General features: G+C 32.6%; 19 protein-coding genes. 12 read left to right on the top strand and 7 right to left on the bottom strand.

Translation table 11 applies throughout. The annotated features are described in order from the left end of the window. Nucleotides 1-47: 47 nt before the first annotated feature. The 6 genes from AC07N0_RS16550 to AC07N0_RS16525 all read left to right on the top strand — a co-directional run bounded on the left by AC07N0_RS16550 (nucleotide 48) and on the right by AC07N0_RS16525 (nucleotide 6,501). Entirely contained in the window at nucleotides 48-752 is a 705-nt protein-coding gene (locus tag AC07N0_RS16550) for an esterase family protein (protein WP_309916669.1), read from the top strand. Nucleotides 753-815: 63 nt separating this feature from the next. Then, entirely contained in the window at nucleotides 816-1,799 is a 984-nt protein-coding gene (locus AC07N0_RS16545; RefSeq protein WP_323247513.1) for an ATP-grasp domain-containing protein, read from the top strand. 73 nt (nucleotides 1,800-1,872) lie between these two features. After that, on the top strand, nucleotides 1,873-2,970 hold the full coding sequence (locus AC07N0_RS16540; RefSeq protein WP_492799314.1) for a carboxylate-amine ligase: 1,098 nt from the start codon (nucleotides 1,873-1,875) through the stop codon (nucleotides 2,968-2,970). Nucleotides 2,971-3,122: 152 nt separating this feature from the next. Further along, nucleotides 3,123-3,995 (top strand): type 1 glutamine amidotransferase, encoded by an 873-nt coding sequence (locus tag AC07N0_RS16535; protein WP_494590052.1) that lies wholly within the window; start codon nucleotides 3,123-3,125, stop codon nucleotides 3,993-3,995. A 23-nt stretch (nucleotides 3,996-4,018) separates the two neighbouring features. Beyond that, nucleotides 4,019-5,215 carry a hypothetical protein gene (locus AC07N0_RS16530; RefSeq protein WP_494590051.1) on the top strand — a complete coding sequence of 399 codons (1,197 nt, stop codon included), beginning with the start codon at nucleotides 4,019-4,021 and terminating at the stop codon, nucleotides 5,213-5,215. Between the two features lie 53 nt (nucleotides 5,216-5,268). Continuing rightward, a complete protein-coding gene (locus tag AC07N0_RS16525; protein WP_492799317.1) occupies nucleotides 5,269-6,501 on the top strand; it encodes an exo-beta-N-acetylmuramidase NamZ family protein in 1,233 nt (410 codons plus the stop codon). Between the two features lie 68 nt (nucleotides 6,502-6,569). On the opposite strand, the gene AC07N0_RS16520 is transcribed toward AC07N0_RS16525, so the two are convergent. The 4 genes from AC07N0_RS16520 to ispG form a co-directional block, all read right to left on the bottom strand. Continuing rightward, nucleotides 6,570-7,121, bottom strand: coding sequence for a tetratricopeptide repeat protein (locus AC07N0_RS16520; protein ID WP_494590050.1), 552 nt, complete (start codon nucleotides 7,119-7,121; stop codon nucleotides 6,570-6,572). A gap of 4 nt (nucleotides 7,122-7,125) precedes the next feature. Beyond that, nucleotides 7,126-7,479 (bottom strand): MmcQ/YjbR family DNA-binding protein, encoded by a 354-nt coding sequence (locus AC07N0_RS16515; protein ID WP_494590049.1) that lies wholly within the window; start codon nucleotides 7,477-7,479, stop codon nucleotides 7,126-7,128. A gap of 7 nt (nucleotides 7,480-7,486) precedes the next feature. Beyond that, nucleotides 7,487-7,675, bottom strand: a complete 189-nt coding sequence (locus AC07N0_RS16510; RefSeq protein WP_492799320.1) for a DUF6728 family protein — start codon at nucleotides 7,673-7,675, stop codon at nucleotides 7,487-7,489. Between the two features lie 176 nt (nucleotides 7,676-7,851). Beyond that, nucleotides 7,852-9,897 (bottom strand): (E)-4-hydroxy-3-methylbut-2-enyl-diphosphate synthase, encoded by a 2,046-nt coding sequence (ispG, locus tag AC07N0_RS16505; RefSeq protein WP_494590048.1) that lies wholly within the window; start codon nucleotides 9,895-9,897, stop codon nucleotides 7,852-7,854. Between the two features lie 260 nt (nucleotides 9,898-10,157). Between ispG and AC07N0_RS16500 the strand changes: the two genes are divergently transcribed. Further along, nucleotides 10,158-13,094 (top strand): hypothetical protein, encoded by a 2,937-nt coding sequence (locus AC07N0_RS16500; protein ID WP_494590047.1) that lies wholly within the window; start codon nucleotides 10,158-10,160, stop codon nucleotides 13,092-13,094. 64 nt (nucleotides 13,095-13,158) lie between these two features. On the opposite strand, the gene AC07N0_RS16495 is transcribed toward AC07N0_RS16500, so the two are convergent. The 3 genes from AC07N0_RS16495 to AC07N0_RS16485 all read right to left on the bottom strand — a co-directional run bounded on the left by AC07N0_RS16495 (nucleotide 13,159) and on the right by AC07N0_RS16485 (nucleotide 16,669). After that, nucleotides 13,159-14,019, bottom strand: a complete 861-nt coding sequence (locus AC07N0_RS16495) for a sugar phosphate nucleotidyltransferase (protein ID WP_494590046.1) — start codon at nucleotides 14,017-14,019, stop codon at nucleotides 13,159-13,161. A gap of 28 nt (nucleotides 14,020-14,047) precedes the next feature. Further along, complete coding sequence (locus AC07N0_RS16490; RefSeq protein ID WP_494590045.1) at nucleotides 14,048-15,124, bottom strand: GHMP family kinase ATP-binding protein; 1,077 nt, start codon at nucleotides 15,122-15,124, stop codon at nucleotides 14,048-14,050. 192 nt (nucleotides 15,125-15,316) lie between these two features. Further along, on the bottom strand, nucleotides 15,317-16,669 hold the full coding sequence (locus AC07N0_RS16485; protein WP_494590044.1) for a Gfo/Idh/MocA family protein: 1,353 nt from the start codon (nucleotides 16,667-16,669) through the stop codon (nucleotides 15,317-15,319). A gap of 464 nt (nucleotides 16,670-17,133) precedes the next feature. Here AC07N0_RS16485 and AC07N0_RS16480 point away from each other — a divergent pair, with 464 nt between their 5' ends. The 5 genes from AC07N0_RS16480 (at nucleotide 17,134) to AC07N0_RS16460 (ending at nucleotide 23,148) form a co-directional block, all read left to right on the top strand. Then, on the top strand, nucleotides 17,134-17,553 hold the full coding sequence (locus AC07N0_RS16480; protein WP_492799325.1) for a 6-pyruvoyl trahydropterin synthase family protein: 420 nt from the start codon (nucleotides 17,134-17,136) through the stop codon (nucleotides 17,551-17,553). Then, nucleotides 17,513-18,214: a GTP cyclohydrolase I FolE gene (gene folE / locus AC07N0_RS16475; protein WP_494590043.1), complete on the top strand. Its 702-nt coding sequence runs from the start codon at nucleotides 17,513-17,515 to the stop codon at nucleotides 18,212-18,214. Before AC07N0_RS16480 ends, folE begins: the two co-directional genes overlap by 41 nt. Nucleotides 18,215-18,491: 277 nt before the next feature. Then, nucleotides 18,492-21,479, top strand: coding sequence for a DEAD/DEAH box helicase (locus AC07N0_RS16470; RefSeq protein ID WP_494590042.1), 2,988 nt, complete (start codon nucleotides 18,492-18,494; stop codon nucleotides 21,477-21,479). A 128-nt stretch (nucleotides 21,480-21,607) separates the two neighbouring features. After that, on the top strand, nucleotides 21,608-22,186 hold the full coding sequence (locus AC07N0_RS16465) for a Crp/Fnr family transcriptional regulator (RefSeq protein WP_494590041.1): 579 nt from the start codon (nucleotides 21,608-21,610) through the stop codon (nucleotides 22,184-22,186). 104 nt (nucleotides 22,187-22,290) lie between these two features. Beyond that, nucleotides 22,291-23,148: an SDR family oxidoreductase gene (locus tag AC07N0_RS16460; protein ID WP_494590040.1), complete on the top strand. Its 858-nt coding sequence runs from the start codon at nucleotides 22,291-22,293 to the stop codon at nucleotides 23,146-23,148. Nucleotides 23,149-23,209: the final 61 nt, after the last annotated feature.

The following is a 23,209-nucleotide window of genomic DNA, read 5'->3' as shown; positions in this document are numbered from 1 at the left end:
TAGCTGTGAATAAATTTTTGAAATAATGTAAAACCCTCACCAACAAAATGCAAGAACGTTATATCAAGTATTATTCTCATCATCTCGGAGCAGATAATGAATTGTTGATTTTTGGAAATTGGGGCTATCCAGTCATTGTTTTTCCTACTACAATGGGGAGATATTACGAGGCAAAGGATTTTAAGCTAATTGAATCAGCAAAAAAGCAAATTGAAAGCAGCAAAATAAAAATTTATTGCCCCGATAGTATCGATAAATATTCTTGGTATGGCAAACACTTGCATCCCTCAGAGCGTATACAGAACCATATTTATTATGACCAATATTTAAATGAAGAATTGATTCCCGCCATCATGCGTGAATGCAATACCTCTAAAGTAGCTGTAGCAGGTTGTAGCTTTGGCGGTTTTCATGCCGCAAACTTTGCTTTTCGTCATCCTGATAAAGTATCACATTTGTTTACAATGGGTGCTGCTTTTGATATCCGCTCATTTTTGAATGGGTACTATAGCGAGAGCGTTTATTTCAACAATCCTCCTGATTATCTCCCTAATGCCATGCATCCAGATTTATGGCAAATGAATATCGTATTAGGTACGTGTAATGCTGATTTTTGTAAACCCGAAACGGAACGGTTATCTAAAATTTTGGCTAATAAAAAAATTAATCATTGGCTTGATGTCCGTTGGCATGGCACGCACGACTGGGATATTTGGCGAGAAATGTTCCCTGAATATTTAAATAGAATTTAATCGAAAAATACTTCAAGAATGAATTAATCATTCATTAAACCTGTAAAATTGAATTTGAGCATTATGAAAAAAATAGGTATCCTTCACGGAATGGAATCCTCTTTTCCAGAGGCATTTGTAGAAAGAGTAAATCAAATAGCACCATCGGGCATCGTAGCCGAGCGAATGATTGTTGAGAAAGTAATACAAGGGGAATCTAGCGGTTATGATGTCATTATCGATCGCATTTCTCAGGATGTACCATTCTATAGAGCAATGCTCAAAAATACTGCAATGGCTGGTACGGCCGTTATCAACAACCCTTTTTGGTGGTCGGCAGATGAGAAATTTTTTAATAATGCCTTAGCGTTAAATGTGGGCGTACCCGTACCCAAAACTGTATTGTTGCCCTCAAAAGAACGCCCGACAGATACGTCTGAGACTTCATTCAGAAACCTGAAATTCCCATTACCTTGGGGAGATATTTTTGATTACATCGGTTTTCCTGCCTATATGAAACCTCACGCGGGTGGTGGCTGGAAAAGTGTTTATAAAGTAAGAAACCCCGACGAATTGTTCTCTGCTTATGATGAAACTGACCAATTGGTGATGCTTTTGCAGGAGGAAATTACGTTTACAGATTACTTCCGTTGCTATTGTATCGGAGGCAAAGAAGTAAGGATAATGCCTTATGAACCAAGAAATCCACATCATTTACGCTATGTAGCCGAGATGCCTACAGGGCCAGCAGCCAAGAAACTATTAGCAACGGTGAAAGACTATGTGCTTAGGCTGAATAAAGCGTTAGGCTATGATTTCAACACTGTTGAGTTCGCTATAAAAGACGGAATTCCTTATGCGATAGATTTTTGTAACCCTGCACCAGATGCAGATATTAATTCTGTTGGTCAGGAAAACTTTGAATGGGTAGTAGAAACTGCTGCTAAAGTGGCGATTGACCGTGCTAAAAAACATAAACCTGGTAAAGACAACCTCACTTGGGGTACTTTCCTTACATCGTCGGTAGCAGGGAATGCAAGAGATACCATTTTTGAAAGTAAAAAATAATGATGTTGTAAAAGGGAATCAGTATCGGACATTGATACTGATTTCTTTTTCAGCCCTTAAACCTTCCAAACTTATGCCTTTATTTACCATTGGAATTGAAGAAGAGTTTCAGACTATCGACCCCGTAACGCGGGAGTTACGCTCGCACATGAGTAAAATTGTTGAAGGCGGGCAGATTATTTTACAAGAACGAGTAAAAGCCGAAATGCACCAAGCTGTTGTGGAGGTTGGGACGAATATCTGTTATAATATTCAAGAAGCAAGAGAGGAGGTAACCGACCTTAGACGAAATATTATCCAACTTGCCGAACAAAATAACCTTCTTTTAGCAGCAGCAGGTACCCATCCGTTCTCAGATTGGCAAGACCAACTGATAACGCCGAGTCCGCATTATGATTCTTTGATTGATGAAATGCGTGATGTTGCCAGAGGTAACTTGATTTTTGGGTTACACGTGCATGTGGGCATCCAAAGTAGAAATGAAGGCATACAAATATTGAATGCTGTTCGTTATTTCTTACCCCATATTTATGCGCTTTCTACCAATTCACCTTTTTGGTGTGGAAGAAACACAGGTTTTAAATCATATCGTTCAAAAGTATTCGATAAATTTCCACGTACTGGTATTCCCGAATTTTTTGCTTCTGCTAGTGAATATGACGAATACATCAATTTGCTTGTAAAAACAAAATGTATCGATAGTGGAAAGAAAATCTGGTGGGATATTCGCTTGCATCCTTATTATGACACCATTGAATTTAGAATTTGTGATATTCCGATGCGAGTTGACGAAACCATTTGTTTAGCAGCATTAATGCAGGCTTTGGTGGCGAAAATCCATAAGTTGTTAAAACAAAATCTGAATTTTAGGTCGTACAGAAAAGTATTAATCAATGAAAATAAGTGGCGAGCAGCCAGATATGGTATTCAAGCAAAATTGATTGATTTTGGGAAACAAGAAGAAGTACCTTATAGTGATTTATGTGACGAACTACTAGATTTTGTAGATGATGTATTGGATGAATTAGGAAGTCGTAATGAAGTAGCTTATATCAAAGAAATCCTTAAAAATGGTACTGGCGCAGACCGTCAGTTAGCAGTATTTGAAGAAACTAACGATTTGAAAAGTGTAGTAGATTATATCGTTCAAGAAACAAGATTTGGTATTTAAAAGGGTGATAAAGCTATGTTAAATTTTATTTTGTATTCCGTAACAAATTGATTTTAAGGCTATTTTTAGTAAATTGCGTCGATTTAATAAGTTAAGTAGAGATTAAATATTTGATAAAATATTTGATAAAAATTCATATCAACAAATTTACGATGCAAAATATTTCGACAGAAAAACCACTAAAAATAGCAGTTTTAGATATGTATGACAACGTAGCTGGTGAAGGCATGCGTTGCATTATTAATTTGGTTAACGAATTCAGAATACAAAAAAATATTGAAGTAAATACACAGGTTTTCAACGTTCGAGCGAATACTGAGCTTCCTGATTTGGCATACGATATTTACATTTCTTCAGGTGGACCTGGAAGTCCATTACCTTCTGATGAAGCTTGGGAAAAGCCATATTTCGCCTTAATTGATTCAATATTGGCACATAATAAATCTGAGGAAGTATTAAATGGAGAAATCGCTCCCAAATTCTTATTTTTGATTTGTCATTCTTTTCAGTTGGTAGCACGTCACTTAGAAATTGGAAAAGTGACCAAAAGAAAAAGTACATCCTTTGGTGTATTTCCTGTGAACCCAATTGACAAAACAATTAAAGAAGCATTATTTGAAGGTTTGCCCGAACCGTTTTTTGTGGTAGACTCTCGTGATTATCAATTAGTAAGTCCCAACTTGAAGATTATCAAAGAATTAGGTGTTCAGATTTTACGCATGGAAAAAGAACGACCTCATGTAAATCTAGAGCGTGCTATTATGGCTATCAGGTTTTCTAACGAAGTATTTGGTACACAGTTTCACCCCGAGGCTGATGCACAAGGTATGCTAAAATTACTGATGTCGGATGAAAAAAAGAAAGCTGTGATAAAAACGCATGGAGTTGAAAAGTACAACGATATGATTGCGAAGCTGGACGACCCTGATAAAATCATGCTGACAGAATCCATCATTATTCCAAAATTTCTTGAAAAAGCCTATTCAACCATCAGTCAAAAAGAACTTTTTGGAGAAATGGCATAATTTGTTTTGAAAATATCCTTGTTATGCAAAAAGAAATCAGAGCTTCATTTAATCAATCCTTTTCTGAAGTAAAGTATCAAGAATTTTTGGCAGATTTAAACAATGCTACGCAAGACTCTCTTGAGTTTAGAGTAGCAGAAACACCTGTTTTTGTCCCCAAATCTTTGAAAGATAAACTCATAAGTACTTGTGAAAGTATTATTGATGTAATAGCAGGGGATGATTTTAAGGCGAAGACTGATAACGCTATACCAGCGGAACAAAATGTGCCTAATGAAAATGTACATACATCTTTCTTAGCCATTGATTTTGCAGTTTGTCAGGATAATCAAGGAGAGTTTGTGCCACAGTTGATAGAACTACAAGGTTTTCCTTCATTGTTTGGGTTTCAGTATTTATTGTCTGAAACTTTTCAAAAGCATTATAATATTCCTGACGATTATGATTTTTTGTTTAATGATTTTGATAGAAAATCATACGTTGAGGCTTTTAAAAAACTAGTAGTTGGCAATGAACAACTTGAAAATGTTATCCTTTTAGAGATTTATCCTGAGAAACAAAAAACAAGGGTTGATTTTGAAGTAACTGAAAAATTGATTGGTGTTAAAGCTGTGTGTCTTACCAAAATCATTAAAGAAGGACGTAAACTATTTTATATTAACGATGGTGTAAAAACACCTATTCATAGAATATACAATCGTTTGATTTTTGATGATTTAACAAACTTTCCTGATTTACAAACAGCATTTAGTTTAACAGATGATGTTGATGTTGAATGGATTGGACATCCAAACTGGTTTTTCAGAATCAGTAAATACACCATGCCATTTTTAAATAATCCTTATATTCCTGAATGTAGATTTTTGAGTGATTATGGAGGCAAGTTTCCTGAAAATTTATCAAACTACGTATTAAAGCCACTTTTCTCTTTTGCAGGAACAGGGGTGAAAATCAATATTACTGAAAGTGATTTAACTGCCATTACCGACCCTGAAAATTATATTTTACAAAGGAAAGTAAAATATGAACCTGTCATACAAACTACTGATGGCAGTGCAGTGAAATGCGAAATCAGGATGCTTTATATTTGGCAAAAAGATGAAGCAAGACCAATACTATTAAGCAATTTAGCCCGACTTTCAAGAGGAGAAATGATTGGAGTACGCTTCAATAAAGATTTTGATTGGGTAGGGGGTAGTGTTTGTTTTATGGAAAGGTGATACTTACCTAAGTTTATTACCTTTAACTTCGCTTCAAAACTTCATCAAAAAATATGAAAATTTTTTATTCGATATTCGTTATTTCAACATTATGTCTTTTTTCAAACTTAAAGATTAACTCAATTGAAAAAGATAACTTCTCGTTTGTAGCTAAACTCAAACCAATCCTAACAGCCGCTGAGCAAACAGATAAGTATTTGCCCTATTTAAAAGGTAAGCGTATCGGTATACTAGCTAATCCAACCAGTATTATTGGTAAAAAGCATTTGGTTGATAGCTTAGTAGCGTTAGGCATTAATGTAGTAAAGGTTTTTGGACCTGAACATGGCTTTAGAGGAAATGCTAGTGCTGGGGTAATCATCAGTGATGAAAAAGACCCAAGTACAGGGATTAAAATAATTTCATTGTATGGTTCAAAAAGAAAGCCATCTGTTGAAGACCTCAAAGATGTTGATTTAATGATTTTTGACATTCAAGATGTGGGCTGTCGTTTTTATACTTACATCAACGTATTGCGTGATGTAATGGAAGCTTGTGCAGAGAATAACAAAGAATTGTTGATTCTGGATAGACCGAACCCGAATGGATATTTAGTAGATGGCCCTATCTTAGATATGACTTTAAGGTCTGGTGTGGGTAGATTTCCAATTCCCATTGCCCACGGAATGACGATTGGAGAATTTGCGCAGATGATAAATGGTCAGGGTTGGTTAGCGAATAAAATGATTTGTAAATTAAAAATCATTCCAGTAAAAAACTATACGCATGACGATGCTTATACCTTGCCTGTAAAACCATCGCCGAATCTTAATACTCAACAAAGTGTAATGCTTTATCCAATTATGTGTTTGTTTGAAGGCACTATTATTAGTCAGGGGAGGGGTACGTATTTCCCTTTTACAGTGTTAGGAAGTCCAGCTTTGAAAGGTACTTATAGTTTTTCTTTTAAGCCCGTGAGTATTAAAGGCATGAGCGAAAAACCTTTGCACATGGATAATGAATGCTACGGGATAGACTTTAGAAACTATGATATTGAGCTACTCAGAAAAAGTAAAAGAATCAATATTCAATGGATGATAGATTTTTATCAGGCGTATCCATTCAAAGATAAGTTTTTTGATAGGTCTCAGAGTGACCAAATGCTGAATGTTGATGTATTGGTAGGTAATTATGAATTCAGAAAACAGATTATTGAAGGAAAAAGCGTTAAAGAAATTCAAGATTCTTGGGAACCTCAATTATCGGAATATAAAACGATGAGAAAGAAGTATTTGATTTACAAATAATGAGTGAGTTAGCGAATGAGTGATTTAGTGAGTATCTTTTTTTAACTACTTGACTCATTTTAATACTTTTATCCTCTTTTTTTGATATACTCAAACTTGGTTCTTAGGATATAGGCGGCATCTTCGTCGCCTAATAGTACTGCTTTGTTGAAATCATTAATGGCATTTTCTACTTGACCAATACAATACCTAGCCATACCTCGCCAACGTAAGGTTTCGGGATTTTCGCTTCTAAAGAACCAATCGGCTTTATCAAATTCTAGAAATGCTCTATCGTATTCTTTTAATTTATAAAGCACTTTGCCTTTAATGATATAAGCTTCACCTACAGTGTTATCAAAAGAAATGGATTGTTCAATATCATATAATGCCGAAAAGTAATTTTTAAGCATTAGGTTTGCTTTGCTTCTGTAAAAATAGGCTCTAGAAGATTTTGGAAAATGATTTAATTTTTCAGTAAAAAATAACTGAGCTTCTATAAATTTGTTCTCATGCAAAAGCTTTTCGCCTTCACCTAGCTTTTCACGGTCACGAAAGTTAAACAGTTTTTCTTCTAACCAATTGAAAAACATCATGGTCAACACAAATGGCAGGAAGAAAAACAATAATAACCACTCCATACTCTTATAAATTTTGAAATTCTACTTGTACTTTTTTAGGTAAGCTTGAAACAACCAACTGATACGAATGTTCAGTAAGTTCTTTTAATTGTGTTGTAGACGCGCTATCTCCGTTTACAGTATTCCAATGTTTTTTGTTCATGTGATACCCTGGCGTGATATAATGAAACTCTTCTCGTAATTGAATAGCTCTATCAGGGTCACATTTTAAGTTTACGGTAAAAATCTCAGTATCTAGACCCGTCAAGGCAAACATTTTACCCATTACTTTATACACCAAAGTGTCTGGTCCAAAAGGCAATTCTTCTGTTACCCCTTTCATCGACAGGCAAAAATCTCGAAACTCTTCAATATTCATTGCTTAATTATCTAAAGAATGCTCTATAAATCATTACGATTACACACATCAAAAACATCACAATTGATATTTTGTTGATGACGTGCATGGTTTTGATGTTAAAATTAGTGGGCTTTTTAGGATCAGGTTTGCTGAAAATTCTAAAGAAGTATCCTAACGCTTCCCCTAAATTAAACTGGTCTTTTAATTTTGACATTGTCTTGTGTTTATAATGCTGAAATAGCGTACTGATACTATCATTGAAAATAATCAATACAATTTAAGTAATGTTTTTATTTGTTGTAAACAGCTGATAATTACGAATTTGAAATGCTACCGCGAAGGCGAACCGTTTACCAATCACTATTAACCAATCACTACTTACATAATTTATTAGAAAACCGCCTCTAAAGATTCTGCTGGTTCAAACCATACGCCATCCTCTTTGATAATATCAATCAATTCATCTACCGCATTATCTGCATGAACCGATTTTTTTACCACGTTTTGTCCGCGATATAGTGCGATTTTATCTTTTCCAACGCCCACATATCCATAATCGGCATCTGCCATTTCACCTGGGCCATTAACGATACAACCCATAATGCCAATTTTCACCCCTTTTAAATGCTCTGTACGTTTGCGAATCAAGGCAGTAGTTTCTTGTAAATCAAAAAGGGTTCTGCCACAAGAAGGACAAGAAATGTATTCCGTCTTGCTCATCCTAGTACGCGCTGCTTGCAAAATACCAAAGGCTGTTGAATTGTAACTTTTTGATTTTATTAATAGTTCAGCTTTTTCTGATAAATCAGGTAATTTTAATAATATTCCATCACCGAAACCATCAATCAACAATCCCCCGCAATCAGTAGCTGAAAATAATTGAAAATCACTTTCTGGAAGATTGTCATATTTTCTTACCAACACAGCAGGAGTACTTATATTTTGTGCTATCAATTCAAAAAATAAACGACGTAATGCTGGCATAGCGTGTTCGTTATCCGTTTCTACTGCCAAAACAAGGGTTTTATCAGCTTTGATTTGCCCAATCACTGATGCGTCTAAATTGGATAAATTGATACTCAAAAAATTCAAAAAATCATGCCTATAAGCTTGCGTTTGATATTGTTCTAAAGTAAACAAAGGGAATTTATTGACCTTATCAGTTTGTTTATGCCACGTAGGAGCGTCCAAAATTTCTTTTAGTCCCATTGGCAACATATATTTTGCAGGGTTATTAGCCGTATAAATATAGTCAGCTCCCAAATCGTTCATTGTCCATTTGTCTGGTAATGGCAAATAATAATGTCCGATTGGTTTTAAATCATCATGCTCTGAAACTTCTATCTGAGAAAAATCTGCAATTACTCTAGGTACATTATGTCCACCAAAATTGGCTACTTCATGGGTATGTCTTCTAAAGTATTGAAATGGATTAATAGGAGAATCGAATGAATGTTGAGTATTGAGTGTTGAGTTGGGAGTGTAAGCTGAAATTATTGTTGATTTTTCTTTTCTTTGCGTATATCTATCAATCAGAGCTTTGGCTACTGGTGCTTCAAATTCAGGGTCTTCGGTTAATGAAACCCTTACGGTATCGCCTAAGCCATCTTCTAAAAGAGTACCAATACCTACAGCCGATTTAATTCTTCCGTCTTCACCTTCGCCTGCTTCTGTTACGCCTAAATGCAGTGGATAAGATTTTAGACCTTCTTCTGCTAGCTTTTTGCACAACAATCTGTAAGCTTCCACCATTACTTGGGTATTTGAGGCCTTCATTGAAAGTACGATGTTGAAATAATTTTCATCTTCGCAAATTCTTAAGAACTCCAAGGCCGATTCTACCATCCCAAGCGGTGTGTCGCCATAGCGACTTAAAATTCTATCACTTAATGAACCATGGTTGGTACCAATACGCATTGCTGTACCATATTCTTTACAAATATTTACTAATGGCAAAAACTTATCTCTGATTCTATCTAATTCTACTTGATAACCAATCTCGGTATAATCTATCGTTTCAAAACGTTTTTTATCAGCATAGTTCCCTGGATTGATTCTTACTTTTTCTACCAACCTTGCTGCCAATTCAGCGGCATTTGGTGTAAAATGAATATCGGCAACTAATGGTACGCTATAACCTCTTACTCTCAACTCTTTGCGAATATTATCCAAATTCTGTGCTTCCTTCACTGATGGTGCCGTAATACGCACATATTCACAACCAGATTCAACCATTCTGATGGTTTGCTCCACTGACCCAAGTGTATCTAACGTATCAATGGTAGTCATAGATTGTACTCTGATAGGATAATCAGAACCCATAGGCACATCGCCGACGTTTACAGTAATCGTTTTTCTACGAGAATATTCAGTTAATGAATTGGCATAGCGGTTGCCATTTTCAATTAGGCTATTGATAGTTTGAGTAGTTGACATGGATTATTGAATTGTTCTATGCAAAGATACAAGATTCTGTAATTCACTTTTGAGTTTATATAAAAAACCCCGATAAACTTAAAACGTTTGTCGGGGCTGAATGGTTATATTAAATTTTTAATTTATTTTTTGGTATTAATTTGATATTTTTTTATATTTAAAAATTAAGTCTTGTTTAAAAATTACATTTAGTCAAGATTAAATGTCGCTAAAAATAGCGTCTTCATTAATCTTTCTCATTTATTTAACTGTTAATTAAAATGCCTAGAAAACCAAAAACCATCACTTCTTCTTTATACAATTTAAACGAACTCCCTTCTGATAGAAAATTTGAGGAGCTACTATATCGAATTTTTGAAAAACGTATTGAAACTGATTTAAAAAGTAAGTTCGATTTAGCAACATTAATGCCTGGTGTTGGTGAAAAAGGGAGAGATGTTTTATTAAATACAAAAGGTAAAAATACAGGACTTGTTCAATGTAAAAAGAGTAAAAATAATTTTGGAAAACCAGAAACTGCTAAGGAAATAATAAAATTTGTACTTTACTATATTCAGGATAAAAGTTTAGTTAATGATATCAATACTTTTAACTATTACTTAGCTGTTTCTAGTCAATTTTCTGGGCCAGCTATTGAACTATTGAGTAATTTTAATCAATTGATATTGATAGATTCTGAATTAGAAAAGTGGACTAATGAAATTATTAGTAAACATGAAAAGCTAAGTGGAATAACTTTCTTATCTATAAGAGATGAAATGCTTGATATTTTATCTAAAATTATAATCAAACCCATTATATATTCAGATATAAATAAATTTTTAACTCTTCACGAATCCATTGTGTGTGAGTTTTTTGAAATAAAGAAAGTAATTGATAATGAAGGAATCAAAGATATTGTTTCAATACTTAGTCCTGATTTGGAAAAACAAATTCCTGATTTTATTACAAGTTATTACAGCTCCGCTAAAAGTATTTTAGATATAGTAAAATTTATTGGGTATGATGTAACTGTAAACAGACCCCAAAATATTAAAGTTAAGGATTTATATGTTGAACCTTTATTTGCACAACATAAGGTAGCAAAAAAAATAGACTTTTTGGAAGGTGAATATCAATTTAAAACCATAGATGAAATTTTTCAATTATCTAATCATTATATTTTTCTCGGAGATGCAGGAGCTGGCAAATCTCTTACTATTAAAAATCTTATTTTACGTTTTATTAATAAAGAAACAGGGGATTTAAATGAGGCTTATTACAATTATATTCCATTTAGAATAGAATTAAGGAAATATAATGAAAGCAGAAAAAAACAATCATGTAATTTTATTGAGTACATTACCCAACTACTAAAAAGTGAATATCAATTACATGAAATAAATGATACTTTGCTTAATTATATTTTCAAAAACTATCATTCAATCTTGTTTTTTGATGGCTTAGATGAAGTTTTTGATGTGAGTGACAAAACAAATATTATTGATTCAATAATAGCTTTCTTAAATAATCATCCGAAAATGAAAGGAATAATTACTTCTCGCTTTTTAGGATATGATAAAAGTACATTTTCTGATGAATTATTTACTGAGTTTTCTATTCGCAATTTTAATCATCAACAAATAAATGATTTTGTTGATAAATTTTATAAAGTTCAAATTGTAAACAAATCCGATAGAGAAACTGGTAGTAAAGACTGCAAGTTACAATTAAGAACAATGGATGAAGAATTGAAAAGTAATCCATTAATTTTGTCTCTCATGGTACTTTTGGCTATTAATCATACTATTATTCCTGACTCTAAACTCAAAGTATATCAAGCTTGTACAAATACACTAGTAGAAAAAAGAGATAAAGAAGAAAAACAACTTAATATACCTCTGAAAATAAAAAATACACAAGGCACTTTTGGTAGTTTGGCATTTTGGAGATATTGTCAATTGACTAATGGGGGCAAATCCAATCAATTTTTTGCAATAAACGCTATAGCTGAATATTTAATTGAAAGAAAAGAATTTCATGATATTGACGATGCAAAAGAAGCAGCAACACACTTCTTAGATTATGCAGAAAAGCGTTCAATTTATTTTGATGATAATTTTACACACAAAACCTTTTTAGAATATTTCACTGCCGATTTTATTTTTAAAAAATATCATAATACGAATAAATATAGTAAAAGAGATGAAATAATTAAAAATCATATCGAAAATACTGCATGGCATATTGTATTTGAGCTTTTAGTTGCTAAAATTGATGAAGGAGTAATTGATGAAGAAGTATTAGATGATTTTGTTTTTACTCATTTAAATAATGAAAGTCCTGAAATAAATTATTTCTTTTTAGGACTTTTAAACAAAATAGAAAATTTAAGTGATAGTACAAGGAAAAAAATTATTAAAAATAGTATTTTATTGATTTTAGCTCAAAAAGATATCAAACAGGCTGATGAATTAGAGAAGGGGTTATTTTTTTTATTTTTAAAAATAATATCATCTAATAAAGTAAATGATTTAATACAATTAGTTATTAATGAAATTGAAGAAATGTTGCAAACTGAAGAACAAATAATAATGTTTTACATATTTTTTTATGAAATAAATCAAAGAAGTATTTGGAGAAACATTGAAGCCATTAATATTACTTCAAAGCTTCTTTCTAGAAAAATTGAATATTTAAAGCAAAAAAACATTAATTTATTTGTATATTATCCTGAAGACATACCTGTCCTTGAAATAATAAACAAGCAAATAAAATATTTTGGTTTACATAGTCCCTTTCAAGAAACTAGATTTATTTATCAAAAAAATACAAGTAGAATAAGTAATTTTAATATTTATATTATATATAATGATTTTTCTTCATTTGAACAGTTAAAAAGCGATATTTTTAAGCTAGAAAAACTTGGAATATCATTAGAACTAATAAAAGAAAAAATACAGATTAATGATTTTATGTTAGATTTTCACTCTTTCGTTAAAAACGATGAAAGTAAAAATAAGCTTGAAAAATTAGGAAATATCTACGTTAATAATGAAGATAAAAAAGTAAATAAATTTATAGAAATTTTAATTGAAAACTTTGAAAGAGATTCAAATATTTTTTTAAGAAATCACTTTTCAAATTATCCTAAAATGATAAACTTGTTGGATAAAATTACATTTATTGATGAAGAATTTGGCAACAATTTTATTTAATATATTTTAAACATGAATAAGCCAAAACATAATTTTTTTAATTTAAATTATGTTTTGGCTATATTTAAAACTCACCAAACTCATCTACCAAATATTTCTGTACGATAGAAATATCTCCTTTTGAAGTAAGGTCGGGTACGTTTTCTTCTACAGGTACCGTAATTACTTTCTTCACGTTTTCTTTAGCCATTTTCATTACGGCACTTGGCAATTCACGCTCGTTACGAACAGGATTGAATGGTTCTTTGCTTACATATTCCAAAATATCATCATAATAAAAATGGAATACATTCATGTTTACGCCAATCTTACCATTTTTATCTCTAGCAGATTCTATTTGTTCATCATTTGGTTTCTCGATGATTTCAATCAAATAATCTTCTTCATCGGCTTTGATTACGGCAAAAGCCTTTACTCTTTCTGGAGCAACACCCAAAGCAATACTTTCATAAGAAACCACAGCATTGGGTACAGGACAATCTTTCAATAAAGTAAGTACCTTAACCGAATACAAATTATCAGAATTACACACAGTGAATCGTTCGCCTTTCCATTCAGGGGTTTGTTCTAAAGCCTGTTGGATGGCATCGGCTGTACCAGCAGGTTTTTCGCGGTCTGGGGCAATTTGTTGTGTGGCGTATTTAAAAGTAATTCCCCAAGCTTTATTGTCGGCTACCAATTGGTCATAATAAGGTTTGGTAACGTTATCTTTTGGGTTTTTTAAAATCAATACTTCTGTATAACCAGCACGATGTGCATTGTAAATTAAATAATCCATAAATGGGCGACCATCTTTTCCTACACCAATCATTCCTTTCGGAAGTGTGTTTGCTTGTTCAATTAATGTAGAATCTAACGTTTCTGTGCCTTCTGCTTTTTTCATTCTTGACGACATTCCGCCCGCCATGATTAGTAATTTTGCCATTTAAAGATTTTTTATTTTGCTAGTTGGGTTAATTTTCTAAGCTTGTACCTTCGTCAATCTGAATGATATAAGCTTTACCTCCTTCATTTTCAATACTTTTAGCGACAGCTTCAGGGTTTTCTGGGGCGTACACAAACATACATCCACCACCACCCGAACCGTTTATTTTGCCTCCTAATGCTCCAGAGGCTTTGGCTGCGGCTAACATTCTATCAATTTTAGGAGTTGATATTTTTAATAATGCTTGTAAATTTAATTGATGTTGATTTAATAATTCGCCAAATTTTTCATGGTTTAATGTTTCTGCCTTCAATAACGCGAGGGCTTCAATCAAAATTTCACGATTATCGATATTGGCTTTTATCAAATCTAGTTCTTCGGTATTCAACAATTTCACGAATGCCTTGACGTCTTCTTGTGTAACGCTAAACAATGAAAAATCCGGATACTCCTTTTTGATTTTTTCTACTGCCTCCAATACGCCATATTTTACTCTTTTCAGAATACCGACCGTATCTTTAGGTTCCAATGAATCTCCGAGTACAAAACTACCAAATTTTGGTTTGAGCGTTTCTACATAAATCTTAGGCGTCGATTCCAAATAGATTACATTGCCAACGGCCGTTGAATAATGATCCATCATTCCTCCAGCTTCCTTAAATTCTACTACTTCTGCTCGATAAGCTATTTCTGCTATTTCACTGGCGGATAATGGTTTAGGCTCATCTGCTATTCTGGATAAAAAATGAATCCAGTTAGCTAATAATGCTGATGAACTTGATGTCCCTGAATTAATCGGAATATTGCCTTCTACAGTACACTCTAATCCTTTTTTAAAAGAATATCCTTGTCGCTGTAATATATTTAAAGCTGACCTAAAATAATCTCTTTTATGCAAATAAGGTAATTCTGGATAGATATCGAAACTAATTTCTGAATCTATATCGGGTAAATGTAAAATTGCCTTTCCATCGTTCCTATTTTCACCAGTAATATTTACTCTCTTAGAAATTGCGGCTGCTATTACTGGCAGTCCTAGGTAATCTTGATGCTCACCAAAAAGACAAATTCTGCCTGGCGTTGATACTTTAATCTTATTACTCATCGATGGTCGGTAATTAATTGCTGCAAAAATAGTGTTTTAATTTGAAAGTTTGAAAATTTGGAGATTTGAAAATGTATTTTGATGTATTCAAATTGTCAAAAAGTTGATAATCAATGTTTTATTGTATACTAATGTTCTTGAATTAAAACATCATTTTCAAATCTTCAAATCACCAAATTTTCAAATCCTCATTTAATATTCATCCGTTAATCCAAAGATACGTTTGTTGGTTTTCCACTTTCCTCTGGTAAAGTCTGGAATTTCAACCGAAGCCGAATTTTTAGCAATTGAAAGCTCTGATAATGGACTAATAGCCGACCAAACTGCTGCATCATACACATCAATTGGGGGAGCTACTTTTCTTTTAATAGACTCCACAAAGGCTCTTAATACAAAGTAATCAATCCCGCCATGCCCAGCGTTTTCAGCATCCTTGGCATGGGTTTTCCAAAGTGGATGGTCATATTTATCTTGATATTCTTTGAAAGGATCCCAGCGATCGTGATTTTTAGCTAGGCTTTCTAAGTAAATAGATTTATTGTCTTCTGTCCAAATGCCTTCTGTGCCTTGCACTCTGAAACCTAACGAATATGGACGAGGTAAATTAGTATCATGCGTAATCAAAATAGTTTCTCCATTGGCACATTTAATGACAGTAGTTACTACATCCCCCAATTTGAATTTTACTTTAGCATTTGGATGGTCTGCTCCGCCTTTTTTTACAATATAATCATGCAAACCTCTTGATTTGGTAGCAGTAGAGGTCAAGGAAAGGAATCTATTACCACGATTAATGTCTATCATTTCGGCTACTGGTCCTAAACCATGCGTAGGATATACATCACCATTTCTATCAATTGAATGTTGTGTACGCCATTTAGCTTCAGAAAAACCCTTTTCGCCAAATTCTACGCCACCACCATAAGCTTGTTTACCATCGTTGAACTTTACACCCCGTAAATCATGCTGATAACCGCATTGCAGATGCACTAATTCTCCAAAAAGATTCTGACGAACCATGTTTAACACAGCCATCACATCTCGGCGATAACATACATTTTCAAGAATCATACAGTGCGAGCCTGTTTTCTCGAATGTATTTACCAAATCCCAAGATTCTTGTAAAGTAACCGTAGCAGATACTTCAACGCCTGCATATTTGCCTGCTTTCATGGTGGCAACAGACATCGGAACATGCCATTCCCAAGGAGTAGCGATGATGATTCCATCTAAATCATCACGTTTTACCATGTTTTCGAAATCACGGTCGTTTTTTTGATATACAGCAGGCTCTTTTCGACCTTTATCTTTCAACATTTTCAAAGAAATAGCAATCGCATTAGGGTCGATATCGCAGATAGCATTGATTTCTACATCATCGCGATACATTGCCATCTCTAAATGATTCCTTCCTCTGAGGCCCACACCGATAAACCCAAGGCGAACCTTTTTTTCTTCTTGTTTAGCACCAAATACAAAATTGGGGATAGTCAGTGCGGCGGTACTTGCCAGAGCTGTTGATTGGATAAACTTGCGTCTTTGCATTTTTTTAGTTTGAAGATAATGTTTTAGTAAGCATTGTAGAGTTCGTTTAAATTTTTTGAACTCAAAACCTAAAAAGGATGTTCTAACCTAAGAAATAATTTCGAGAAAAGTAATCATAATTTGTGGCTTCAAAAGAAAGATTGACAAATAATTTATCGAAAGCCTTGAAATCAGTAATTGATTGCTGATAATTTTAAGATATTTGTAGTAAGAAAGAATTTTCTAAATAAACATGATAAATATTTGTTTAATCTTTTTTGTGATTAATTAAACAAAGTTAAAGTTTCTCATGTTATTAATTACGAATACCATTACGCTGATTTAGTTTAAGAGTGTTGCTGACAACCTTTCAGACGGCTTTTAAACTTTGAGACTAAATTCCGCATGATTGTCTCCAACTTTTAGTGATTAGTTGAAAAAGTATGACTAATTGAAAGTTGAATTTTTAAAAAATCAAAGATAATATGATGCCAAAAAGAGTGTCGGTGTTTAGAAAGGAGCATTTCAATGCCGCACATCGACTCAATAATCCGAATTGGTCGGATGAGAAAAATGAACGTGTTTATGGAAAATGTAATAATTTCAATTATCACGGGCATAATTATGATTTAATCGTACAGGTAACTGGTGAAATAGACATTGAAACTGGTTACGTGATGGATATGAAAATATTAAGTGAACTTATCAAAGTTGAAATTTTAGATAGATTTGATCATAAAAATTTGAATTTAGATACCGAAGAATTCAAAGACATCAATCCTTCTGCGGAAAATATTGCTATCGTCATTTATGACAAACTAAAGCCAAAAATCAACTCAAACTTTGATCTTAAAATTAGATTATATGAAACCGAACGAAACTTTGTTGAATACCCTGTTAGTTGATAATAATAAAATTAGGTTTACGGATGAAGAAATCGGGGATGAGCATATCATGACATCGGTAGATACTCCTATGCGCGAAGATGCTTTTGATATGAGCGATGAAGAAAAGATGGCTCAGATTGAGTACCACTTCAAGCAAATTATGGAGACTTTGGGGCTGGATTTGACAGATGATTCATTAAAAGGTACGCCTAAAAGAGTAGCTAAAATGTATGTAAAGGAAATTTTTAGCGGTCTCGACCCTAAAAATATGCCTGCTGTGGCTCTTTTTGAAAATAAATATCAATACAATGAAATGTTGGTTGAAAAAAACATTTCATTCTATTCAAATTGCGAACATCACTTTGTACCTATTTTTGGTAAAGCTCATGTGGCTTATATCGCCAATGGACAAGTGATAGGTTTGTCTAAATTAAACCGTATCGTTCAGCATTTTGCCAAGCGTCCACAAGTACAAGAGCGTTTAACAATGCAAATTGCCAAAGAATTACAGAAACTTTTAGGTACAGAAGACGTAGCCATCATGATTGATGCCAAACACCTTTGTGTAGCGTCAAGAGGAGTGAAGGATGATACATCAACTACTATTACAAGCTTTTATGGTGGTAAATTTGCAGAAGAAGCTACTAAAGCTGAATTCTTGAAATATATAGCTGTATAAAATTTTAGATAGGTTTCAATTACCACAAAAATCCGCTCAGGTTCTGGTCGGATTTTTTGTTGTTTTGAAAAGCAGATTACCTTTATCACTAGCTAGAGAGTTTAAGTTTCTAGCTAATAATAAGGCGTTAGTAGAATCATCCTTTGATTCTATTATAAGTTACTTTGTTTTATATTTATAATTAGTTTTTATATTTAACTACTAAAAAAGTATTTAGCTGAAGTAATGAAGACTTTTATACATAAAAATTTATTAAATAACCCTTTTGACGATAAGAATGGAATATAAAAAATGGTTAACCTATTGGAAAAAAAGTTTGTCTGATTCTATTAAAGCAGATATTGATATTGAAAAACTTGAATATTTTGAAATAGAAGATTTTAATATTGACACTCGAAATTTATCTAATGAACTTATTAATGTAAATAAACTAATTGACGTTGAAGAAGTTCGTTTTAATAAAAAGAAGGGTATTTCCAATAAAGAAAATTGGATTAAGATAAATAAAGTTCAAGTACTGATTTCACCTATAAAAATTAAAAGTAAGGCAAATAATCAAGTATTTTTAAAAGATAAAGCACCTAAACTTCCTTTCTGGTTTTGTGTTCAATTAGATAGAGAAGGAAATATAGAGGTTCCTGAAGAAACTTTCCCAATTGTTCAAAGACAATATTTGGAACCTTTAGCAGAAGAAAAAACAGAGTATATTTTTAGTTCAATAGAAAGAGTAGACGATGCTAGTACTATAGGTAAAGAAGAAATTAAAGATTATTTAGATTATATCAATTATGTTAAAAAAGTCTTTAGCTATATTGTTAACCAAGAAATAGATAATTATCATATTGTGGGGTATGATATTATTAAAAATGGAATAATCTTACTCCCAGATGAAGAAATAAATGCTGCTATTGGCATTATCCAACTTTATGAAAAAATCTTGCAGGAAGATGAAAAACCTGCTTTATTAAAAGAATTTATTGAATTAAATAATAGTAGCCCTACAATTCCGCCTCTTGCTATTTCAGATTTCGTTAATACCAATTCATTACATTTAGGACAAATGGGTTTTGAATTTCCGATTTCAATTTCTCAGAGAAGAAGTCTTAATACATTTTTACAATCGAAAGACAAGGTTTTTGCAGTAAATGGCCCCCCAGGGACTGGAAAAACTACTTTGTTACAAAGTATTGTTGCCAATAAATTTGTTGAGAGTGCTATTATTGGCACTGATGCTCCAATAATTCTTGCTTGTTCAACTAATAATCAGGCAGTTACTAATATTATAGACAGTTTTGGAAAGTCTAGTACAAGGTCAGGAAAACTAGAAGGAAGATGGTTACCCGATATAGATGGCTATGCAACATTTTTACCATCTAATGGTAAAAATGAGTCTGATTTAAAAGGAATTAATTATAAAAAACAAAATGGTCAAGGATTATTTGATAGGATAGAAAATAATTATTATTTACAAAAAGCTAAGTCGTTTTTTACTGAAAAAAGCTTGCAGTATTTTGATTCTCCTCTTTTAAATATCAAAGAAGTAACAAAAAAACTTCAACATGAAATAATTCAAATTCAGTCCTCTCTTAATAGTGCTTCTTTAAAATGGAAGGAATATTTATCCATTGAACAGTTTTTTTTAAATACCTATTTAATGAATAAAGCTGATAGTATAAAATACTATGATAATGATATTTTATACGAAGCTATTTTTCAAAATGATATAAAGATTCTAAATGAAGTAGAGGCGAAAATTATATATTACTTTAATAATGAGCCCTTTTTCAGGACATTTTTTTGTTTTTTGGGTTTTCGCTTTGCATGGGATAGTAGATCTTCTGAAATTAAAATAATTTTAAGATATTCTTTCATAAAAATTCCCAATGAGTTTATCTATAGTAAAAGTAATATTCTTCAACAAATAGATAGTAAGATAAAAGATGCTAATAAAATAATAGGAGTTATTCAAAATTGGAAACAATGGAAGATAGAAAACTCCATAGTTGGAAACCCTCCTAAAACTGAGGAGGAATATTTAAGCTTTGAACTATTAAAGATTAAGAACAATTTAAGCCCCAACTGTTTTTATGATGAATTAGACGTTTCCCATAGGCACAAAGCCTTTCAATTAGCTTTGCATTATTGGGAAGGAGAATATTTATTAAAACTTGAAAAAGATTTATCAAGTGATAGTTTTGATAAAAAAGGATTAGTACCTTCTAAAAATAGATGGCGACGGCAAGCAATGCTAACTCCTTGCTTCGTTAGCACTTTTTATATGGCTCCAAAGTTTTTTAATTCTTATAAATTTTTTAAAAAAGACGAAAACGGAAAAAATATATTTGATACACCTCCTCTATATAGTTTTATTGATTTACTTATTGTAGATGAAGCTGGTCAGGTTTCTCCTGAGGTAGGCATTGCTACTTTTTCATTAGCTAAACAGGCTATTGTAGTAGGAGATATAAAACAAATAGAACCTGTATGGAATATTACTAACAAAATAGATATAGGTAATCTTAAAAAATATGGATTAATAAATAGTTATGACGATTTAATTTACGAAAATGAGTTTGATACAAAAGGTTTTCTTTCTTCTAGAGGAAGTTTAATGAAAATGGCTCAAAATGCCTGTAACTTTAAGGAAAATAATGCTGATGAAAAAGGAGTTCTTTTAATTGAGCATCGACGATGCTATGATGAAATAATTGATTACTGCAACGTATTGGCATATAATGGTAAATTAATGCCTCTTAAAGGAAAAGCGATGAATAATTTACTTTTCCCACCAATGTATTGTATTCATATTGAAGGAAAATCTATAACATCTAATATGAGTAGACAAAATCTGGAAGAAGTGGATGCGATAGTAACTTGGCTTTTAAATAACAGAGCAATAATAGAGAAAAAATATGGAGAAATAGAAAATAGTGTTGGTATTATTACACCATTTGTTGGTCAAAAAAATAGTTTAATTTATGCATTAAAAAATGCAGGTTTTAATGTTAATCTTATGAAAATAGGAACTGTTCATGCGTTGCAAGGCTCCGAAAGACACATCATTTTATTTTCAATGGTTTATGGAAAAGGAGACACCAACATAATGTTTTTTGATCGTGATAATAAGCCCAATATGTTAAATGTAGCTGTTTCGAGAGCTAAAGATAATTTCATTGTTTTTGCTAATACTGCAATATTTAATAAAAAATCTAAAAGCCCTTCAGGTATTTTATCCAATTATTTAACATTTGAAAAGGATGGATAAGTCAATTTTAAAAGTTAACTATTCTTTGCAAATTTTACTCAATAAGTTAATTTTGATAAACATCATTAATGGTTATACCTCAATAGCGAAAGCGAACGCTCGAAACTCAAAACTCATAACTCTCAAACATGTTTGCCTATTTTAAGAAATACTTAGCAGAAAGAATTACATTAAACGAACAAGATTATAGCTTGATAGAATCGGTGAGTGTAGTTAAAAAATTAAGACGACGACAATATTTACTTCAAGAAGGGGATGTCTGGCGATTTAATGCGTTTGTTTGTGAAGGCTTTTTGCGTACTTATTTTGTAGATGACAAAGGAGTAGAACATATCATGAATTTTGCCATTGAAAATCATTGGTCAGGAGACAGAGAAAGCCTGACTTCTGAAAAGCCATCAAAATATAATATTGATGCCCTAGAAGATTCTGTAATAATCTTAATCAAGAAAAATGATTTTGATATGCTTTGCAAAACTATTCCTGTCTTTAATGACTTTGTAAATAATATTTTGCAAAAGCGTTTTGTAGTAATGCAAGAACGAATACATGCTAATATTACCTTTTCTGCCGAAGAAAAATACCATAATTTTATCTCCAAATTTTCTTCTATTTCCAACCGTGTTCCACAACATATGATTGCTTCTTATCTTGGTATTTCTGCTGAAACAATCAGTAGAATCAGAAAACAGGCACTTCAAAAATAAATTCTCTTGACATTTATCAAGATTTTTTTCCTTTAATTATCAATGGAAATAGGCACTGCCTTGGTGCAATTTTGTATCATAAATTAACATAAAAAATTAAGACAATGAGCAAAATAATTTTCATTACAGGAACAAGTACAGGCTTTGGAAAGCTTATGACTATCACTTTATCTAAAGCAGGTTATACCGTAATAGCAGGAATGCGAGGAACAAAAACTAAGAATGCCATAATTGCTGAAGAACTTTCTGCTTTGCCAAATGTAGAGGTGGTAGAAATAGATATTACAAATGACACATCTGTAAAAGATGCGTTTGAGCAAGTATTGACCAAATATGGCAAAATAGATGTAGTAGTAAACAATGCGGGAGTATCAGGATTTGGGTTATTAGAAGGTTATTCGATAGACCAAATTAGGGCGATGTTTGAAGTTAACTTTTATGGTGTTTTGCGGACTTATCAAGCTGTATTGCCAAGTATGCGTAAAGCCAAAAGTGGATTGATTATCAATATTACCTCAGGTGCTAGTGGGCATACATTGCCATTTATGATTCCTTATTTAGCGTCAAAATTTGGCGTAGAAAGCATCACCGAAGGGTTACAGGATGAACTAAGACAATTTAATATTGAAAATGTAAGCATTCAACCTGGCGTATATCCTACAGAAATGACCAATGGAAGTAAAGCTGGCTTACCAGCTGATAAAACTGACATTTTAGCGGAATATGGTGAAAAAGCTAATGAAGATTTTAATGCTTTAGGAGCAACGTTTTATGGAAAATTAGCTGAATTCAAGATGAATCCTCAAACAATTGCTGATGGCGTATTGGCTTTAGTTGAAATGGAAGAAGGTACTCGTCCATTACGTTTTCCATTAGATGCCATTGCACAGGGAACCGATAAAGAATTTGTTGAAGCCAGAGCAACATTAAAAGCAAAATGGCTAGGGAAGTATAATAATTAAGTTTGTCTCTTTTTGAGTAGCTCTTTTAGATTGGTCAACTTTGTAAAAGTTGACCAATCTT

The sequence above is a fragment of the Arcicella sp. GW821-FHT09D11 genome, assembly GCF_059416265.1.
The sequence above is the reverse complement of the archived record's forward strand: the minus strand, read 5'-3'. Positions and strand labels throughout refer to the sequence as shown.

What these genes read in the sequence shown, in the direction of transcription:
- AC07N0_RS16550 (WP_309916669.1), top strand. Translation starts at nt 48, where the DNA reads ATGCAAGAACGTTATATCAAGTATTATTCTCATCATCTCGGAGCAGAT.
- AC07N0_RS16470 (WP_494590042.1), top strand. Translation starts at nt 18,492, where the DNA reads ATGGAATATAAAAAATGGTTAACCTATTGGAAAAAAAGTTTGTCTGAT.
- AC07N0_RS16540 (WP_492799314.1), top strand. Translation starts at nt 1,873, where the DNA reads ATGCCTTTATTTACCATTGGAATTGAAGAAGAGTTTCAGACTATCGAC.
- AC07N0_RS16535 (WP_494590052.1), top strand. Translation starts at nt 3,123, where the DNA reads ATGCAAAATATTTCGACAGAAAAACCACTAAAAATAGCAGTTTTAGAT.
- AC07N0_RS16495 (WP_494590046.1), bottom strand. Translation starts at nt 14,019, where the DNA reads ATGGCAAAATTACTAATCATGGCGGGCGGAATGTCGTCAAGAATGAAA.
- AC07N0_RS16520 (WP_494590050.1), bottom strand. Translation starts at nt 7,121, where the DNA reads ATGGAGTGGTTATTATTGTTTTTCTTCCTGCCATTTGTGTTGACCATG.
- ispG (WP_494590048.1), bottom strand. Translation starts at nt 9,897, where the DNA reads ATGTCAACTACTCAAACTATCAATAGCCTAATTGAAAATGGCAACCGC.
- AC07N0_RS16545 (WP_323247513.1), top strand. Translation starts at nt 816, where the DNA reads ATGAAAAAAATAGGTATCCTTCACGGAATGGAATCCTCTTTTCCAGAG.
- AC07N0_RS16500 (WP_494590047.1), top strand. Translation starts at nt 10,158, where the DNA reads ATGCCTAGAAAACCAAAAACCATCACTTCTTCTTTATACAATTTAAAC.
- AC07N0_RS16530 (WP_494590051.1), top strand. Translation starts at nt 4,019, where the DNA reads ATGCAAAAAGAAATCAGAGCTTCATTTAATCAATCCTTTTCTGAAGTA.
- folE (WP_494590043.1), top strand. Translation starts at nt 17,513, where the DNA reads ATGAAACCGAACGAAACTTTGTTGAATACCCTGTTAGTTGATAATAAT.
- AC07N0_RS16485 (WP_494590044.1), bottom strand. Translation starts at nt 16,669, where the DNA reads ATGCAAAGACGCAAGTTTATCCAATCAACAGCTCTGGCAAGTACCGCC.
- AC07N0_RS16460 (WP_494590040.1), top strand. Translation starts at nt 22,291, where the DNA reads ATGAGCAAAATAATTTTCATTACAGGAACAAGTACAGGCTTTGGAAAG.
- AC07N0_RS16525 (WP_492799317.1), top strand. Translation starts at nt 5,269, where the DNA reads ATGAAAATTTTTTATTCGATATTCGTTATTTCAACATTATGTCTTTTT.
- AC07N0_RS16490 (WP_494590045.1), bottom strand. Translation starts at nt 15,124, where the DNA reads ATGAGTAATAAGATTAAAGTATCAACGCCAGGCAGAATTTGTCTTTTT.
- AC07N0_RS16465 (WP_494590041.1), top strand. Translation starts at nt 21,608, where the DNA reads ATGTTTGCCTATTTTAAGAAATACTTAGCAGAAAGAATTACATTAAAC.
- AC07N0_RS16510 (WP_492799320.1), bottom strand. Translation starts at nt 7,675, where the DNA reads ATGTCAAAATTAAAAGACCAGTTTAATTTAGGGGAAGCGTTAGGATAC.
- AC07N0_RS16480 (WP_492799325.1), top strand. Translation starts at nt 17,134, where the DNA reads ATGATGCCAAAAAGAGTGTCGGTGTTTAGAAAGGAGCATTTCAATGCC.
- AC07N0_RS16515 (WP_494590049.1), bottom strand. Translation starts at nt 7,479, where the DNA reads ATGAATATTGAAGAGTTTCGAGATTTTTGCCTGTCGATGAAAGGGGTA.